Source organism: Mesorhizobium sp. M0048, assembly GCF_040323405.1.
Classification (GTDB): domain Bacteria; phylum Pseudomonadota; class Alphaproteobacteria; order Rhizobiales; family Rhizobiaceae; genus Mesorhizobium.
The window spans coordinates 1-14,085 of sequence record NZ_JAMYUV010000082.1; the positions used below are offsets into that span (position 1 = coordinate 1).

The 14,085-nt window shown below is 60.6% G+C and carries 17 protein-coding genes, 3 tRNA genes and 2 pseudogenes; 10 read left to right on the top strand and 12 right to left on the bottom strand.

The window, feature by feature from the left end; translation table 11 throughout:
* On the bottom strand, positions 1-103 hold a 103-nt coding region (locus NKJ84_RS31715; RefSeq protein ID WP_245464554.1), incomplete at its 3' end, for a GTP-binding protein.
* Positions 104-374: 271 nt separating this feature from the next.
* On the opposite strand from NKJ84_RS31715, the gene NKJ84_RS31720 reads away from it, so the two are divergent.
* The 3 genes from NKJ84_RS31720 to NKJ84_RS31730 all read left to right on the top strand — a co-directional run bounded on the left by NKJ84_RS31720 (position 375) and on the right by NKJ84_RS31730 (position 2,510).
* Positions 375-1,262, top strand: coding sequence for a DMT family transporter (locus NKJ84_RS31720; protein WP_352509811.1), 888 nt, complete (start codon positions 375-377; stop codon positions 1,260-1,262).
* Positions 1,263-1,295: 33 nt separating this feature from the next.
* A complete protein-coding gene (locus NKJ84_RS31725) occupies positions 1,296-1,745 on the top strand; it encodes a GFA family protein (RefSeq protein WP_352509812.1) in 450 nt (149 codons plus the stop codon).
* A 105-nt stretch (positions 1,746-1,850) separates the two neighbouring features.
* Positions 1,851-2,510: a peptidoglycan recognition protein family protein gene (locus NKJ84_RS31730; RefSeq protein WP_352509813.1), complete on the top strand. Its 660-nt coding sequence runs from the start codon at positions 1,851-1,853 to the stop codon at positions 2,508-2,510.
* A 45-nt stretch (positions 2,511-2,555) separates the two neighbouring features.
* On the opposite strand, the gene NKJ84_RS31735 is transcribed toward NKJ84_RS31730, so the two are convergent.
* Positions 2,556-2,813: a GlsB/YeaQ/YmgE family stress response membrane protein gene (locus tag NKJ84_RS31735; RefSeq protein WP_023717513.1), complete on the bottom strand. Its 258-nt coding sequence runs from the start codon at positions 2,811-2,813 to the stop codon at positions 2,556-2,558.
* A 159-nt stretch (positions 2,814-2,972) separates the two neighbouring features.
* On the opposite strand from NKJ84_RS31735, the gene NKJ84_RS31740 reads away from it, so the two are divergent.
* Positions 2,973-3,440 carry a YidB family protein gene (locus NKJ84_RS31740; RefSeq protein WP_352509815.1) on the top strand — a complete coding sequence of 156 codons (468 nt, stop codon included), beginning with the start codon at positions 2,973-2,975 and terminating at the stop codon, positions 3,438-3,440.
* A 175-nt stretch (positions 3,441-3,615) separates the two neighbouring features.
* Here NKJ84_RS31740 and NKJ84_RS31745 read toward each other — a convergent pair.
* Positions 3,616-3,689: transfer RNA gene (locus NKJ84_RS31745), tRNA-Gly, on the bottom strand.
* A 67-nt stretch (positions 3,690-3,756) separates the two neighbouring features.
* Positions 3,757-3,841 (bottom strand) — tRNA-Tyr (locus tag NKJ84_RS31750).
* Positions 3,842-4,043: 202 nt separating this feature from the next.
* Between NKJ84_RS31750 and NKJ84_RS31755 the strand changes: the two genes are divergently transcribed.
* A complete protein-coding gene (locus tag NKJ84_RS31755) occupies positions 4,044-4,895 on the top strand; it encodes a TrmH family RNA methyltransferase (RefSeq protein ID WP_352509816.1) in 852 nt (283 codons plus the stop codon).
* A 137-nt stretch (positions 4,896-5,032) separates the two neighbouring features.
* Here the strand turns inward: NKJ84_RS31755 and NKJ84_RS31760 are convergent, their stop codons facing one another.
* Genes NKJ84_RS31760 through gcl form a run of 3 tightly spaced genes read right to left on the bottom strand, consistent with a single transcriptional unit; the run spans position 5,033 to position 8,558 of the window.
* A complete protein-coding gene (locus NKJ84_RS31760; RefSeq protein ID WP_352509817.1) occupies positions 5,033-5,920 on the bottom strand; it encodes a 2-hydroxy-3-oxopropionate reductase in 888 nt (295 codons plus the stop codon).
* Positions 5,921-5,961: 41 nt separating this feature from the next.
* On the bottom strand, positions 5,962-6,753 hold the full coding sequence (hyi, locus tag NKJ84_RS31765; protein WP_352509818.1) for a hydroxypyruvate isomerase: 792 nt from the start codon (positions 6,751-6,753) through the stop codon (positions 5,962-5,964).
* Between the two features lie 23 nt (positions 6,754-6,776).
* Positions 6,777-8,558, bottom strand: coding sequence for a glyoxylate carboligase (gene gcl / locus NKJ84_RS31770; protein ID WP_352509819.1), 1,782 nt, complete (start codon positions 8,556-8,558; stop codon positions 6,777-6,779).
* Between the two features lie 202 nt (positions 8,559-8,760).
* Here gcl and bhcR point away from each other — a divergent pair, with 202 nt between their 5' ends.
* Positions 8,761-9,618 carry an HTH-type transcriptional regulator BhcR gene (bhcR, locus tag NKJ84_RS31775; protein ID WP_352509820.1) on the top strand — a complete coding sequence of 286 codons (858 nt, stop codon included), beginning with the start codon at positions 8,761-8,763 and terminating at the stop codon, positions 9,616-9,618.
* 40 nt (positions 9,619-9,658) lie between these two features.
* Here the strand turns inward: bhcR and NKJ84_RS31780 are convergent, their stop codons facing one another.
* Together NKJ84_RS31780 and NKJ84_RS31785 are read right to left on the bottom strand one after the other, a co-directional pair.
* Positions 9,659-10,015, bottom strand: coding sequence for a hypothetical protein (locus NKJ84_RS31780; protein WP_352477490.1), 357 nt, complete (start codon positions 10,013-10,015; stop codon positions 9,659-9,661).
* Between the two features lie 327 nt (positions 10,016-10,342).
* On the bottom strand, positions 10,343-10,642 hold the full coding sequence (locus tag NKJ84_RS31785; RefSeq protein WP_352509821.1) for a BA14K family protein: 300 nt from the start codon (positions 10,640-10,642) through the stop codon (positions 10,343-10,345).
* Between the two features lie 18 nt (positions 10,643-10,660).
* On the opposite strand from NKJ84_RS31785, the gene NKJ84_RS31790 reads away from it, so the two are divergent.
* Complete coding sequence (locus tag NKJ84_RS31790; protein WP_352509822.1) at positions 10,661-10,891, top strand: hypothetical protein; 231 nt, start codon at positions 10,661-10,663, stop codon at positions 10,889-10,891.
* 2 nt (positions 10,892-10,893) lie between these two features.
* Here the strand turns inward: NKJ84_RS31790 and NKJ84_RS33345 are convergent.
* Positions 10,894-11,277, bottom strand: a pseudogene (locus NKJ84_RS33345) (helix-turn-helix domain-containing protein); the annotation flags it as partial.
* 234 nt (positions 11,278-11,511) lie between these two features.
* Here NKJ84_RS33345 and NKJ84_RS31800 point away from each other — a divergent pair.
* Entirely contained in the window at positions 11,512-12,198 is a 687-nt protein-coding gene (locus NKJ84_RS31800) for an outer membrane protein (protein ID WP_352509825.1), read from the top strand.
* 464 nt (positions 12,199-12,662) lie between these two features.
* Here the strand turns inward: NKJ84_RS31800 and NKJ84_RS31805 are convergent.
* Both NKJ84_RS31805 and NKJ84_RS31810 read right to left on the bottom strand, forming a co-directional pair.
* Positions 12,663-12,812: pseudogene (locus NKJ84_RS31805) on the bottom strand (transposase domain-containing protein); the annotation flags it as partial.
* 385 nt (positions 12,813-13,197) lie between these two features.
* Positions 13,198-13,362, bottom strand: coding sequence for a hypothetical protein (locus NKJ84_RS31810; RefSeq protein ID WP_352509826.1), 165 nt, complete (start codon positions 13,360-13,362; stop codon positions 13,198-13,200).
* 155 nt (positions 13,363-13,517) lie between these two features.
* Between NKJ84_RS31810 and NKJ84_RS31815 the strand changes: the two genes are divergently transcribed.
* Together NKJ84_RS31815 and NKJ84_RS31820 are read left to right on the top strand one after the other, a co-directional pair.
* Positions 13,518-13,593: transfer RNA gene (locus NKJ84_RS31815), tRNA-Thr, on the top strand.
* A 153-nt stretch (positions 13,594-13,746) separates the two neighbouring features.
* Entirely contained in the window at positions 13,747-13,986 is a 240-nt protein-coding gene (locus NKJ84_RS31820) for a hypothetical protein (protein WP_352509827.1), read from the top strand.
* The last annotated feature ends 99 nt before the right edge of the window (positions 13,987-14,085 follow it).

Consider the following 14,085-nt stretch of genomic DNA (forward strand, 5'->3'; position numbering starts at 1 on the left):
ACTTGGTGATCGCCGCCGTCAGCGACGTCTTGCCATGGTCGACGTGACCAATCGTGCCAATGTTCACATGAGGCTTAGTGCGCTCGAATTTACCTTTTGCCATAGTCTCTTTCCTTGGACGGCCTGGGGACGGCCTGGACCTTCAGTTCAGTCGAATGCGGGGCGATTAGCGACTAAGGCCGAAAAACACAAGTGCCTTGTCGCCGAGCGCGCTCGCCCGCCCGAACGCGTGATCCGGTTTCGGAGAATGTGGCGCGGATATAGGAACGAACAAGGGCAATTGGAATGGTTGTGGCGGCGGCTGACGGCTTTGACGGATTTACAGCCGGATCTGGCCCATTGCCGCCCTGGCGCCGGTCTGATTTCGTGGGCCGATGCATTTCATCCCGACTGCCATACGAGGCCCGTTGTTCATGGTCGTTTCGACCGGGTCCTACATCGTCAACGACACGATGATGAAGCTCGCAACCGCGGGACTGCCGCCCTATGAGGTGCTGTTCCTGCGCGGCGCTGCGGCAACATTGTGGGGCATTCCGCTGCTGTTCATGCTGGGCTATGGCAAGCAGATCCGGCTGATCCTCGACGCCAAGGTTTTGCGCAGGAACATGCTCGAACTGGGTGCGATCCTTTGCTACGTGGTGGCGCTCGCCAACATGCAGATCGCCGATTCGACCGCGCTCGGGCAGATCACGCCCTTGCTGATGCTGGTCGGCTCCTCGATGCTGTTTGGCGAACGGATCGGTGGGCTGCGCCTGGCGCTGATCGGGCTCGGCTTTATCGGCGCAGTGATGGTGGCACAACCGACAATGCAGGGGATTTCGGTCTATGCCCTGCTGGCGCTAGGCAATGCCGCCCTGTCCGCGGCGCGCGATCTGGCCGGACGCAAGGTCGCCGCCGACGTGCCGGGAATGGTTGTAGCTATTTCCGCGGTGATTGTCGTGCTCGCGGGCGCCGGCGTTGCGCATCTGGTTTCCGAGCAGTGGGTGGTGCCTGAAATCCGTCACCTGCTGCTGATGGGCGGCGCCGGACTGTTCCTGATCTTCGGCCACTTCTTCATCTTCATGGCCTATCGCGTCGGGCCGACCAGCGTGGTGGCGCCGTTCTACTATTGCTTTACCGTCTGGGCGGTGATTTCAGGCGTGGTGGTATTCCGGCAACTCCCGAATGCGCTGGCCATCTGCGGCATCCTGCTGGTGGTCGCCAGCGGGTTGACCATCGTCTCGCTCGACGAGCGCAAGCGCCGGTTGACCGTCGTCGCTTGAAACTGAAATCGGCCTGCACAATAGGAGGAGCGCGTGGCAAGCCCGGATGACAACCAGAATTCACGCAACCGCAGGCTTATCGGAAAGTGTCTGTGCGGCGCCGTTCAGTACGCGGTGGCAGACGGGTTCGTCTACGCCGCGAACTGCCACTGCTCGAACTGCCGGCGCACCACCGGCTCGGCGTTCAAGCCATTCGCCGGCATCGAGCGCGACAGGCTGAGCCTGACCAAGGGCGAGGACAATCTCACGATCTTCGGCGATGAAACCGGCCATGACGCGCACTGCAAGACCTGCGGCTCGTTGCTCTATTCGGTGGTCCGCGACGGTGCCTTCGTGCATGTCGCCATGGGAACCCTCGTCGACGAGCCGACCATCCGGCCGATGCAGCACATCTTCGTCGGCTCGAAGGCGAAGTGGTTCACGATCACCGACGATCTGCCGCAATACAGAGAACACGCGGTCGCCGGAGATGCCGGCGAATAGCTGACCGTTAGAAAACGCTCAACCAAATTATCGTTTCGTTTTCGCGTGGGCCGCCAAGGAAACTATACTGTGCTCCGTCACTGAACTTATGTCGCGGGGATTTCTGTGGCATTGCCGCCCGACTGGTTGCCCAATGTTGCGATGAAGCGCGTCATTTGCCACTGGACGGCCGGCTCGCATTCGGCCGGCGATACCGACAGGGATGCGTATCACATACTGGTCGAGGGGAATGGCCGCCTGGTCAGGGGCCGGCCTTCGATCGCGCTCAATTCGGGCCGGGTAAAACCGGGATATGCCGCGCACACGCTCAACTGCAACGGCGGCTCGATCGGGGTTTCGCTCTGCTGCATGGCCGGGGCGGAGGAAAGGCCGTTCGATGCCGGCGGCTATCCGATGACCAGGGCGCAGTGGGACGCGATGACCGCGGTTGTCGCCGAACTCTGCAAATACTACCGCATCAAGGTCACGCCCAAAACGGTGCTGTCGCATGCCGAAGTCGAGAGCAATCTCGGCATCGAGCAGCGCGGAAAATGGGATTTCACCCGGCTGCCCTTCGATCCGACGATCAGCGGCGCAAGCGCCTGTGGCGAGCGGCTGCGCCGCGACGTGACGGCGGCAATGGGCGCGATGCCAAATCTGCCGGTGAGGATTGGGCGCGATGCCGCATGGCAGCGACTGCTCGAGGAATTATGGCCGATCATGGTGAGAGGGCTGGAAGCCGGCCTCAACACGCTGATCCGCGAAATCCTCAAAAGGATCAGATAGGGGGTCGGCATTCACCCGAATGCCGACGCAACTGCCGGACGGCTTCTACAGTGCCCTCTTGCCGCTGAACTGATGATAGGCCCACAGGACAACCACGGCACCGACCACGGCGACGATCAGGCTATAGATGTTGAGCCCGGTAACGCCCGACGCGCCAAAGGCGCTGAAGATGAGCCCGCCGACGATGGCGCCGACAATCCCGAGCACGATGTCGAGCACCAGGCCTTGCCCGCTTTTATTGACGATCTTGCTGCCTATGAAGCCGGCGATGACGCCGAGAATAATCCAGCTTAATATTGACATTTTTCCTCTCTGTTCCCCGCACCCGATTACTTCCACATTATTAAGCAAAGCTCAAGCCAACTTGAAAATCATGATTACGGAAAGCTCAAACCGGCTTGAAATTCGCCATGGATGCGTCATTGTTGGAGACGGACGGGCAATTTGACATGGAGATCCACAATGGGACTGTTTGACAATGCCGTTCCCGGCGGCAACGTCGCCAAGCCGCTGATGATCGCGCTCGGCGCACTTTTGGTGGGAAAAATGCTGAGCGGTGGAAGTTCCGCCCAGCCGGAGGCGGCGCAGAGCCCTGCCCCCGTCCCGCCTGATACAACCGCATCCGCCGATGGCGGACTGCTCGGCGGTCTGGGCGGACTGCTCGACAAACTGAAGGATGCCGGCCACGGCAACGTCTCCAATTCGTGGGTCGGCACCGGTCAGAACCAGCCGATCAACCCCAACGATCTGGGCAGCGCTCTCGGGCCGCAAATCATTCAGGAGATCGCGCAAAGGACGGGCCTGAATCAGCAGGAATTGCTCCAGCAATTGTCCGCGGCCTTGCCGGGACTTGTCGACCAGCTGACGCCGAACGGGCAAGTGCCGCAGCAGAACCAGCTCGCGTCCATTTTCAGCAAATTCGCGAGCTGACGCCTGTCGCCCAACGCCGCCTGCGGTTCGGGACAACGATATGCGTAAAACACAGATTAAGATGCGCGTCCTTCTGGACGCGCATTGAACGCTCTGAACTATCGGCAACGCGCTTCGCTTGGCGCTGCCTGCTTCGGGATCGTGCGCGAGGTGCGCCGTGGCCTTGGGGAAAATCTGGAGCGGGTAGCGGGAATCGAACCCGCATATTCAGCTTGGAAGGCTGCTGCTCTACCACTGAGCTATACCCGCGCCTTTCAGTCAAGCATCGGATCCGCTCCGACGCTCGCGCTGCGTTCTAGGGCTTCCGGGCCGGCAGTGGTGGAGAGGGTTGGATTTGAACCAACGTAGGCATAGCCAACGGATTTACAGTCCGTCCCCTTTAACCACTCGGGCACCTCTCCAGTCTGCCGCCGGAGCCATGCAACGAGGCATCGACGCGTCGCGGCCGCCAAAGCAGCCTTTCCGCGCAGCGCCTTATGGCGGGAGCGTCCAAAACTGTCAACCGCAACAGCCCGGCAAAAAGCGCTGAATTTCACACCTCGCCCGACAAGCAGCTTGTGCGGCTGTATCCATGACCGGACGACACGGCTATAGAAGCCGGCCATGAGCAACGATAACAAATCCAAGACCCCTAAAGACACCCACTACGCCAAGCTGCGCCGCGCGCATCGCGACGAGAAGAGCGGCGGCGCGCCAGCGTTCAGGCCGCGCCAGCCGGTGCCGCCCGGCGAGAACCCGGCGGATGGGCTGGTGCGGCTCTACGGGCTGCACACGGTGCGGGCCGCACTCGACAATCCGCGCCGCAAAATCAAGAAGATGCTGGTGACGCGCAACGCTGCCGAGCGACTGGCAATCGCCGATCTCGGCGCTTTGCCCTTCAAGGCGGAACTGGTCGAACCAAGGGACATCGACAAGGTCACCGGCTCCGATGCCGTGCACCAGGGCGTGCTGATCGAGGCCGAGCCGCTGAAACCGAAACGCCTCGATGCGCTCGGCGACACCAGGCTGGTGCTGGTGCTCGACCAGATCACCGATCCGCACAATGTCGGCGCGATCCTGCGCTCGGCGGTCGCCTTCGGCGCCGGCGCACTGATCACCACGGCGCGCCACAGCCCGCAGGAATCCGGCGTGCTGGCAAAGTCGGCTTCCGGCGCGCTCGAACACATCGATCAGATCGAGGTGAAGAACCTCGCCGATGCGCTGGAGCAGCTGCACGAGGCCGGATTCCAGCCGATCGGCCTGGATTCAGACGGGCCGGCGGAGCTCGAAACGAGCTTTGCCGGAGAAAAGATCGCGTTGGTACTTGGCGCCGAGGGCAAAGGCCTGCGCCAGAAAACGCGCGAGACGGTGACGACGCTGGCCCGGCTCGACATGCCCGGCGCCATCCGCTCGCTCAACGTGTCGAATGCCGCGGCGGTGGCGCTTTATGCGGCGAGGAAATTTTTGAAAGAGTGAATGGTGAATGGTGAATGGTGAATGGTGAATGGTGAATGGTGAATGGTGAATGGTGAGACTGTGCGTAAGTCGTGACCAATTTACTACCAACTACTCACCTATCTGCAACTGACTACCTATTCACTATTCACTATTCACTATTCACCCACTTCACATCCCGCCATTCGCTCCAGCGCCTTGACCAGCGCCGAATGATCCTCCTTTGACCCGCCATTCGCCGCGCACGAGTTGAACAATTGCTGCGTCGTTGAAGTGTTGGGCAGGGCGACGCCGAGCGCTTTCGCGCCTTCAAGGGCGAGATTCAGGTCCTTCTGGTGGAGTTCGATGCGGAAGCCGGGCGCGAAAGTGCGCTTGATCATACGCTCGCCATGCACTTCCAGGATGCGCGAGTTTGCGAGCCCGCCCAGCAGCGCCTGCCTGACCTTGGCCGGGTCGGCGCCGGCTTTCGATGCAAAAACCAGCGCTTCGGCGACGGCCTCGATGGTCAGCGCGACGACGATCTGATTGGCGACCTTGGTGATCTGGCCGACGCCGTTGGGTCCGACCAAAGTGATGTTCTTGCCTATCTTCTCGAAGATAGGCCTGGCGCGTTCGAAGGCTGTTTCCTCGCCGCCGACCATGATGGTCAGCGACGCCGCCTTGGCGCCGACCTCGCCGCCCGACACCGGCGCATCGAGATAGTCGCAGCCGACATCGTTGATCTTTTTTGCGAATTCCTTGGTCTCGATCGGCGAGATCGAGCTCATGTCGATGATCAGCTTGCCTCTTGTCAGCCCGGACGCGACGCCGTTTTCGCCGAACAGCACATCGGCCACCTGCGGCGTGTCGGGAACCATGGTGATGACAATGTCCGCCGTTTTCGCGACGGCGCTGTGGCCAGAGACGGTCTTCAGACCCTTGGCGACGAGATCGGCCGGCGGCATCGAGCGATGATTGCTGGCGACGACGGTGTAGCCCGCATCGAGCAGATGCCCCGCCATCGGCGCACCCATGATGCCGAGGCCGATAAAGCCGATGGTGTCCATTGTTGTTCTCCGCTTCTTGTTAAGGCGGCGATGCGTAGCGTCTATGCCGCCGCCTGCCCGGCCAACTCCCGAAACCACCCCAGTCCGGCTTCCGTTCCGCCCTTCGGCTTGTATTCCGCCCCAACCCAACCGGAATAGCCGATGCGGTCGATGTGGCTGTACAGGAAGGGAAAATTGATCTCGCCCGTCCCCGGCTCATGACGGCCGGGATTGTCCGCAAGCTGGATATGCGCGATGCGGTCGAGGTTTGCCTCGATGGTACGGGCGAGATCCCCCTCCATGATCTGCATGTGATAGATGTCGTATTGCAGGAACAGGTTCTTCGAGCCGACGCGGTCGATCAGCGCCAGGGCCTGATCCGAGTAATTCAGGAAGAAGCCCGGAATGTCGCGGGTGTTGATCGGCTCGATCAGCAGCCTGATGCCGGCCTGCTCCAGCTTTTCCGCCGCGAAAGCCAGGTTTTCGGCAAACACGTCTTCCAGCACGGAGCGATCGACGCCCTGCGGCGCGATGCCGGCGAGGCAATTGACCTGCTCGCAGCCGAGCGCGTGCGCATAGGTGACGACCTTGGCAATGCCTTGCCGGAACTCCGGGATGCGGTCCGGCAGGATCGCAATGCCGCGCTCGCCCTTGGCCCAGTCGCCGGCAGGCAGGTTGAACAGGACCTGCGTCAACCCGTTCTTCTTCAACCTGGCCGCGACGACATCCGGCGCATGGTCATAGGGACCGATATACTCGACGCCCTTGAAGCCCGCGCGGGCAGCGGCATCGAAGCGGTCGAGAAAGTCATGCTCGCCAAAGAGCATCGAAAGATTGGCTGAAAACCGTGGCATGGCAGTAGTTCCTCATATGCGGCTTAATCGAGCATGACGATCGCCGTGGGGGCATCTTCATGGCGCTCGGCAAGCTCCTCGAATTCGGTGATCTTGTCGATTTCGGTGCCCATTGAAACATTGGTGACGCGCTCGAGGATGAATTCGAGCACCACCGGAACCTGGTGCTGGTTCATCAGGCGCTTTGCCTCTTCGAAGGCACCGGCGAATTCCTCCGGCCTGCGCACCCGGACTGCCTTGCAGCCCATCGCCTCGGCAACCGCGACGTGATCGACGCCATAGCCAGCTTCGGCATCGCCCTGTCGATTGACGTTCTCGAAGGCCAGGCTGACTTCGAAATCCATCGAAAACCCGCGCTGCGCCTGGCGGATCAGCCCGAGATAGGCGTTGTTCACCACGACATGGATGTAGGGCAATCTGTGCTGTGCGCCGGCCGCCAGTTCCTCGATCATGAACTGGAAATCATAGTCGCCGGACAATGCCACAATTGTGCGGTCCGGATCGGCGGCGCGAACGCCGAGCGCTGCCGGCAATGTCCAGCCGAGCGGTCCGGCCTGGCCGCAATTGATCCAGTTGCGCGGCTTGTAGACATGCAGGAATTGCGCCCCGGCGATCTGCGACAGGCCGATCGTGGTGACATAGGTGGTGTCGCGGCCGAACGCCTTGTTCATCTCCTCGTAGACGCGCTGCGGCTTCAGCGGCACCTGGTCGAAGTGGGTCTTGCGCTTCATCGTCTTCTTGCGCTGCCGGCATTCGCCGGCCCAGCCCGACCAGTCGCGCAATTTTCCGGCCGTCCTCCACTCGGTGGCGACGTCGAGCAGCATCTTAAGCGCTGCACCGGCATCCGAGACGACGCCAAGGTCCGGTGCGAAGACGCGGCCGATCTGCGTCGGCTCGATATCGACGTGGATGAACTTCTTGCCCTTGGTGTAGACATCGACCGAACCGGTGTGGCGGTTGGCCCAGCGGTTGCCGATGCCGAAAACGAGATCGGCCTCGAGCATCGTCGCATTGCCGTAGCGATGCGAGGTCTGCAGTCCGCACATGCCGGCCATCAGGCGGTGGTCGTCGGGGATCGCGCCCCAGCCCATCAGCGTCGGAATGACAGGCACACCAGTGACTTCGGCGAATTCTATCAACAGGTCCGACGCATCGGCGTTGATAATGCCGCCGCCAGCGACGATCACGGGCTTTTCCGCCGCGTCGAGCATCTTCAGCGCCTTCTCCGCCTGAGCGCGCGACATTGCCGGCTTGAACGGCACCAGCGGCTCGTAGGCATCGATGTCGAACTCGATCTCCGCCAGTTGCACATCGACCGGCAGGTCGACCAGCACCGGCCCCGGCCGCGACGAGCGCATCAGATGGAACGCCTTCTGCAGCGCCATCGGCACCAGATAAGGTTCCATGACGGTGACCGCCCATTTGGCCACGGGTGCGGCGATGGCCGCGATATCGACGGCCTGAAAATCCTCCTTGTTGAGACGCGCCCGCGGCGCCTGCCCGGTGATGCAGAGGATGGGGATAGAATCGGCGGCGGCCGAATAGAGGCCGGTGATCATGTCGGTGCCGGCCGGACCCGAAGTGCCGATGCACAGACCGATATTGCCCGATCTGGCGCGGGTAAACCCTTCCGCCATATGCGAGGCCGCCTCGACGTGCCGCGCAAGGATGTGGCGGATGGTGCCCCTCGCCTTCAGCGCCGAATAGAGCGGGTTGATCGCAGCACCCGGCACGCCGAAGGCACACGAGATGCCTTCCTTTTCGAGAACGAGAACCGCTGCGTCGACTGCGCGCATCTTGGCCATGTCAGCCTCCACGGAATTGTTGATGGCTGATGATGCCAGTGCGTCGATTATTTTTCAATTTTTTCAGAATATTTTTTCATTTCTAGGGAACGGCTCTTGCTGCTTGAATTGATTGGCCTTTCTGTTTTCCATAAATTAGCTTCGCCGGCGGATGAAAAAATTTTTCATTGCTTGTTGGGCGAACAGAGCGGAGAATGGCCTGATGGAAACCACCGAAAAACGTCAGCGCGGCCGGCCGCGCGCTTTCAACGGGCCGTCCGAGGCCGCCTCGGTGCAGTCGCTGGACCGGGCGCTGCGCATCCTGGCAATCGTCGCCGATGGCAGCGGCCTGTCGTTGAGCGAGATCGCCGCCGGTTCCGGCCTGCCGGCATCCACCGCCTACCGCATGCTGACGACGCTGGAGAACCATGGCATGGTCGAGTTCGAAGGCACCGACCAGCTGTGGTCGATCGGCGTCGAGACCTATCGCATGGGCGCAGCGTTCCTGCGCCGCCGCAAGCTGGTCGACCGCGCCCGTATCGTCATGCAGGAATTGATGGAGAAGACCGGCGAGACCGCCAATCTCGGCGTCGCCGAGGACGATTGCGTGGTCTTCGTCAGCCAGGTCGAGACGCACCAGGCGATCCGCGCCTTCTTCCGGCCGGGCACGCGAAGTTCCTTTCATGCCTCGGGCATCGGCAAGGCGGTGCTGGCGCATCTCGAGCCGGAGCGCGTTGCCACCATACTGCGCCAGGCCGGGCTGGAGCGCTTCACCGAAAACACGTTGTCCGACATCTCGGCGCTCGCCCGCGATCTGGTGACGATCAAGCTGCGCGGCTGGTCGGTCGATGACGAGGAGCGGCATCCAGGTATGCGCTGTGTCGCCGCCGCCATCTTCAACGAATTCGGCGAACCGATCGGCGGCGTCTCGGTCTCCGGGCCGACGGTACGGGTCACACCGGAGCGGCTGGCCGAAATCGGCCCGCTGGTGCGCGATGCAGCAGCGCAGGTGACTAGGATGATCGGCGGCCTGCCGACCCCTCCCGGCCTTGGCAGCGAACCGAGCGCATGGCAGCGCTGACCAGCGCCGAATGGTGCGACATCTGCCAGGATGGCCAGAGCTAGCCCCCGGGCACCGCGCTCTTGGTCGACAGGTCGTAGAAATCAAGCAGCATCGCCAGCCCAACTCCGCAGGCGGTGAAGATGAGGCCGGCAATGAAGATACGATTGGCGCGTTCATAAACGCGCCGTTGTAGAGACGTTATGTCGAGCAGCAACCGCAGCGCTCGTATCTGCAGGGCAATGCCGATCAAAATCGGCACGACGGCAGCCAGGTGATAGATTTCCCATGGTATCGGGTTGGCGGCCCAATGCGTGATGAAGCCCAGCGAGAACGCCAGCAGGATGCCGACGGTGGTGATTGTGCCGTTGCGGAAAACCGTCTCGATCGGCTCTTCGTTCGGATCGTGCTCGCCCAAGCGCCCTCTCTCCCTGTTTCGGCTCGGCAGTAGATTAGGCTGTCGGGAAATCCCTGTACATCGGCAAGAGTGTTGGTGAATGCTGAAGCGGCATCCGATCTCGCCTTAAGCGATGTTCGACAGGACAGAGAGGCTGACGGAGCGCGACTTTATTCCAGCTTGGGTTCCTCGCCCCACGGAGGTGGGGAGAGGAACCCAGGTCCTAAGAGGTCGGAGGAACAACCCCTCTGCCCTGCCACTCAGACACGCAGAAAAAGGGGCAGTGGGGGTGCCCCTTCTTCCGGTTGCCTGAAACGGTCGCCTCCTCTCAAGCTGGCATAGTGGCTCTCAAAGCCGGCAGCGATGGCGATAACCGTCGTAGCCGATATAGGTGTCCGAGTACGGGTCGTAGCTCTGGTAGCGATTGAGGCAGCGCCGGACGTGCCACGAGCCGCCGTCTTCCTCGATATAGACGGTGCGCGGCTGGGCCAGCGCACTGCCGAACAGGAAGCCGCCGACGCCTGCGGCAATACCGATGCCGAGGTGCTTGTGGTTTTGATGGGCGGCCGAAGGCTGACGGGTGCCGAGCAGTGTGCTGGCGGCGACGGCGGTGGCGATGACGCCGGAAACGAGTGTGCGTGTGAACATGACGATCTCCTTGCTTCGTTGACCGAGGCGATCCATCCGCCTCTTGATGATCTGTCGTCGCGGCAAGGACAAAGGTTCGAATCTTTTTTTCGATTTTCTTGGAGCGGCTTGGTTCGCCTGGGCCGAATTCGTGCTGGCGGCGAGTTCGACCTGCAAGAGATTGGCGAGGACGTTGGCTATGGCCAATCTCCCCCTTTGCGGTACGAGCGTTCACTCGTCGGGCTCATTGTCTTTGCGGTCGCCGCGTAGCTCGAAAGCGGTGTCCCCGTCGCCCTGTTGCGTCGCCGTTTGCGGTGCTCGAATAGGCGATGGCAGTCGAGAACCACATGCACCGTCGAGATCGGTGGTCTGTGCACATCGGGATACAGCCGCGCCAACCGCTCGCGTATCTTCGGTGCACCCCATGTCGGCTTGTCCTGCTTCGGTCGCACAATCAGCTTCTCGATTTGAAACGGAAGCTAATTGGCGTGGCGATACGGTCGCCGCGAGCGGTCCGTCAGCCCCTCCAGGCCACTGTCGTTGTAGCGCGTGAGGATCTTGTAGCCGGTCTTGCGCGAGATATCGAACTCCCGGCAAAGCACCGCCATCTTCTCGCCGTCCAGCAGCCGGGCGATGAACTTCAGCCGCTCTTCCATGACGTTACACTACTTCCAGGCACCTTGCTCTCCTTGCAAAGGGCCGAAAATGTAACCCATGTCTCCGGAACGAACTGTCACCCACTCTCGGGAAGGGCACCGCAGCAGAGGACGCACACGTCAACGGAACGGTCGAACCAAGCCATCTTTCTCCGGTTGCTGTGGCGCAACTGTCACAGCATAAAATGCGATGCTGCTGATTGTTCATCACAATAATAATTTAAGAGGGGTTTTATGCGGGCGATCATTTTTACGGCGGCGAGTTTTGTGGCTGCACTCACTACTTCCGCATTTTCGGCGGATGCCGTGATGGAAGAGCCGGTAGCCACTTCTTTCAACTGGACGGGGGCCTATATTGGTCTGGAAGCCGGATATAGTTGGGCGAAATCAAAGGCTGATTATACCGCCTTTTTGGCGATTGATGCTCCGATGGACCCGAAGGGCTTCGTTGGCGGCATCTACGGAGGTTACAACTTCCAGTTACGCAATAGCGTGGTGCTCGGCATCGAAGGCGACATCAACTACGCGGATGTTCACGGGTCAACCCCAACCCTCGAGGGGGGCGTTCCGATTGCTGGCCAGAGCTTCGATGGGAAAGTTGACTGGACGGCGTCAATACGGGGTCGTGTCGGCTATAGTATCAATAGGTTTCTGCCCTACGTTACTGCGGGCGGTGCATTTGCTCACTATGATGTCGGGAACACTGCCGGCGGGGTAACAGAACATGCCTTCGACAGAACTTTGAGCGGGTGGACAGTAGGCGTCGGCGCGGATTATGCATTTACCGACAACCTTATCGGCCGTGTGGAATATCGCTACGCCGATTTCGGGACGAAGAGCGCTGGAGCCGTTCTCTTTGAGAACTACGACGTGGATCTGAAGACTAACGACCTTCGGATTGGCCTAGCCTATAAGTTCTGAATCAGATTCCTTCTTCTGTGGTTCGTTCGGCCCGTGGCGCGGACTTTTTGCGCCACAAGCACTCTCTTGGCAATGCAGATTTGGCAGGCTTCGTCAGCATAACGAATCACACGGTATCCCGTCGCTGCCCCGATTGGGCCTGCCGCCCCAAGGGCGTTCTCAAGATACCACCGTGCTTCGCCGCAAGAGGTGATTTGCGAACACGTTAACCGCGGCGACAGGATCAAGCCTGCGCGAGCACCGTCGGCCAGATGATCATTAGCGAGAATTGGCTTCGGTGCTCGGCACGACGCTTCGCATTTCGATTGTGTACCCCCCGCGCAATGACGAGCCACTCACGGACAAACGTGACAGTGCCGTCACCAAAACCGATCACCAATTGCCTCATAGTCCCTGTCTCACGCCTTTCGCATATCGCCCGCTTCCTTTGACATGACCAAACCTGGTGAGAAGCGGTGTTCACAGGCCACGGCCTTTAGCTCGGTCGCCTGGATGTAGGCCCAAGGCAGCAGGTCATCGATCTGCCTGTTCGGATGGCCGTTGACGATCCTGGTAAGTACGTCGGCGAGATAGTCGAGGGGCTCGACGCCATTGAGTGGTTTCGACTCCGCGATGATCCGTGCCTCGTCATCCACCGACCAATGACGCCGACCGCCGGCACCGTTGATCACCTCGAAACGCCGAGGCTGCCGCTCCGGGTCAAGCGTAAGGTCAAGTCGCAAAAGGGCGGCCGAAGCGGCCCTCTTGGGAAATTGGGGGCCTCCATCAGAGGAAAATGACCCCTTGCCGTGCCTATGGCGAGGAGTGCGCTTGAACATGATGATCTCCTGGATCTTTTGATCGAGGCGACCCATTCGCCTCTGACCCTCAGTCGGTGCGGCGCGGGAAAGGTGGAGATCAGAAGGAGCGAATAGCGAATAGCGAGCAGGGAAAGCCAGGAACGCCACGTACCACTCGCTACGTTGCTATTCGCTATTCACTATTCGCTACTCGCTCTTTTCACATCCCCGTGACATGGCGCAGCCAGAAGGCGAGCGCGATGAAGCCGATGATGGTGGTGACGCCGGTCCAGTCGACATTGGCCTTCTTCACATCTCTGATGATCTTCACCAGCAGCATCCAGGCCACGAAGATGATCGGGAGAATGATGACAAATCTGATCATGCGGCACCCCTGCTCGAAGCGATTGCACCGTTTCCATATGTAGGAAGCAATCAGGCGCTTTTCAGGATGCCCCTCGCCGACGGCCCATGTGACATGCCGGGCAAAACGGAGTTTTGTCTTTACTGGCGCAGCAAATATGTTAACCGGAGCGCCGTGCCCTTGTAGCTCAGCTGGTAGAGCAGCGGTTTTGTAAACCGAAGGTCGGCGGTTCGATCCCGTCCGGGGGCACCAGCACGGGCTTCTTGAGACCTCCGGGGCGCTTGATATCTGCTCATCCCCGATATCCACAGGCCGGGGCCGTCAGGATCGGTAGCACATCAGCTTCAACGCATATATTCCCTGGCGGAAACCATAGTTCCCTAGCGGAAAACCTAGGAGTTGTCGTTGGAGCAGAAACGCACGACCGCCCCCTTCGTCAGCGGCATGTTTGGTGGCGTTGTCGTCTTCGCCTTGGCGTTCGGCTTCCGTTTCCTGGTAAGTCCCGATCCTGATCCTGCATCAAGAGCAACCACAAGCCTTTCGGTACTGGCATTCGCCATTTGCTTCGGCGCGGCATTCCTTCGCGAGCATCGACGCCAGATTGCCGCCGCCAGAGAATTCTTAAGCCGCCCAAGATCGTATTAGCACTACTTTGGCAGTTTTTTAGTTCTGGGAGCGTTTTGAGGATTCCCAAGAGCGGTTTTGCGTGATTCATGAGAGGTCGGCTGTTGGAGGGGCCGGCCA

Bases quoted from the DNA above. Each gene is read 5' to 3' on its own strand.
- NKJ84_RS31785 (WP_352509821.1), bottom strand. From the start codon at position 10,642: ATGTTCACACGCACACTCGTTTCCGGCGTCATCGCCACCGCCGTCGCC.
- NKJ84_RS31810 (WP_352509826.1), bottom strand. From the start codon at position 13,362: ATGATCAGATTTGTCATCATTCTCCCGATCATCTTCGTGGCCTGGATG.
- NKJ84_RS31735 (WP_023717513.1), bottom strand. From the start codon at position 2,813: ATGTCAATATTAAGCTGGATTATTCTCGGCGTCATCGCCGGCTTCATA.
- NKJ84_RS31740 (WP_352509815.1), top strand. From the start codon at position 2,973: ATGGGACTGTTTGACAATGCCGTTCCCGGCGGCAACGTCGCCAAGCCG.
- NKJ84_RS31755 (WP_352509816.1), top strand. From the start codon at position 4,044: ATGAGCAACGATAACAAATCCAAGACCCCTAAAGACACCCACTACGCC.
- hyi (WP_352509818.1), bottom strand. From the start codon at position 6,753: ATGCCACGGTTTTCAGCCAATCTTTCGATGCTCTTTGGCGAGCATGAC.
- NKJ84_RS31760 (WP_352509817.1), bottom strand. From the start codon at position 5,920: ATGGACACCATCGGCTTTATCGGCCTCGGCATCATGGGTGCGCCGATG.
- NKJ84_RS31720 (WP_352509811.1), top strand. From the start codon at position 375: ATGCATTTCATCCCGACTGCCATACGAGGCCCGTTGTTCATGGTCGTT.
- NKJ84_RS31800 (WP_352509825.1), top strand. From the start codon at position 11,512: ATGCGGGCGATCATTTTTACGGCGGCGAGTTTTGTGGCTGCACTCACT.
- gcl (WP_352509819.1), bottom strand. From the start codon at position 8,558: ATGGCCAAGATGCGCGCAGTCGACGCAGCGGTTCTCGTTCTCGAAAAG.
- bhcR (WP_352509820.1), top strand. From the start codon at position 8,761: ATGGAAACCACCGAAAAACGTCAGCGCGGCCGGCCGCGCGCTTTCAAC.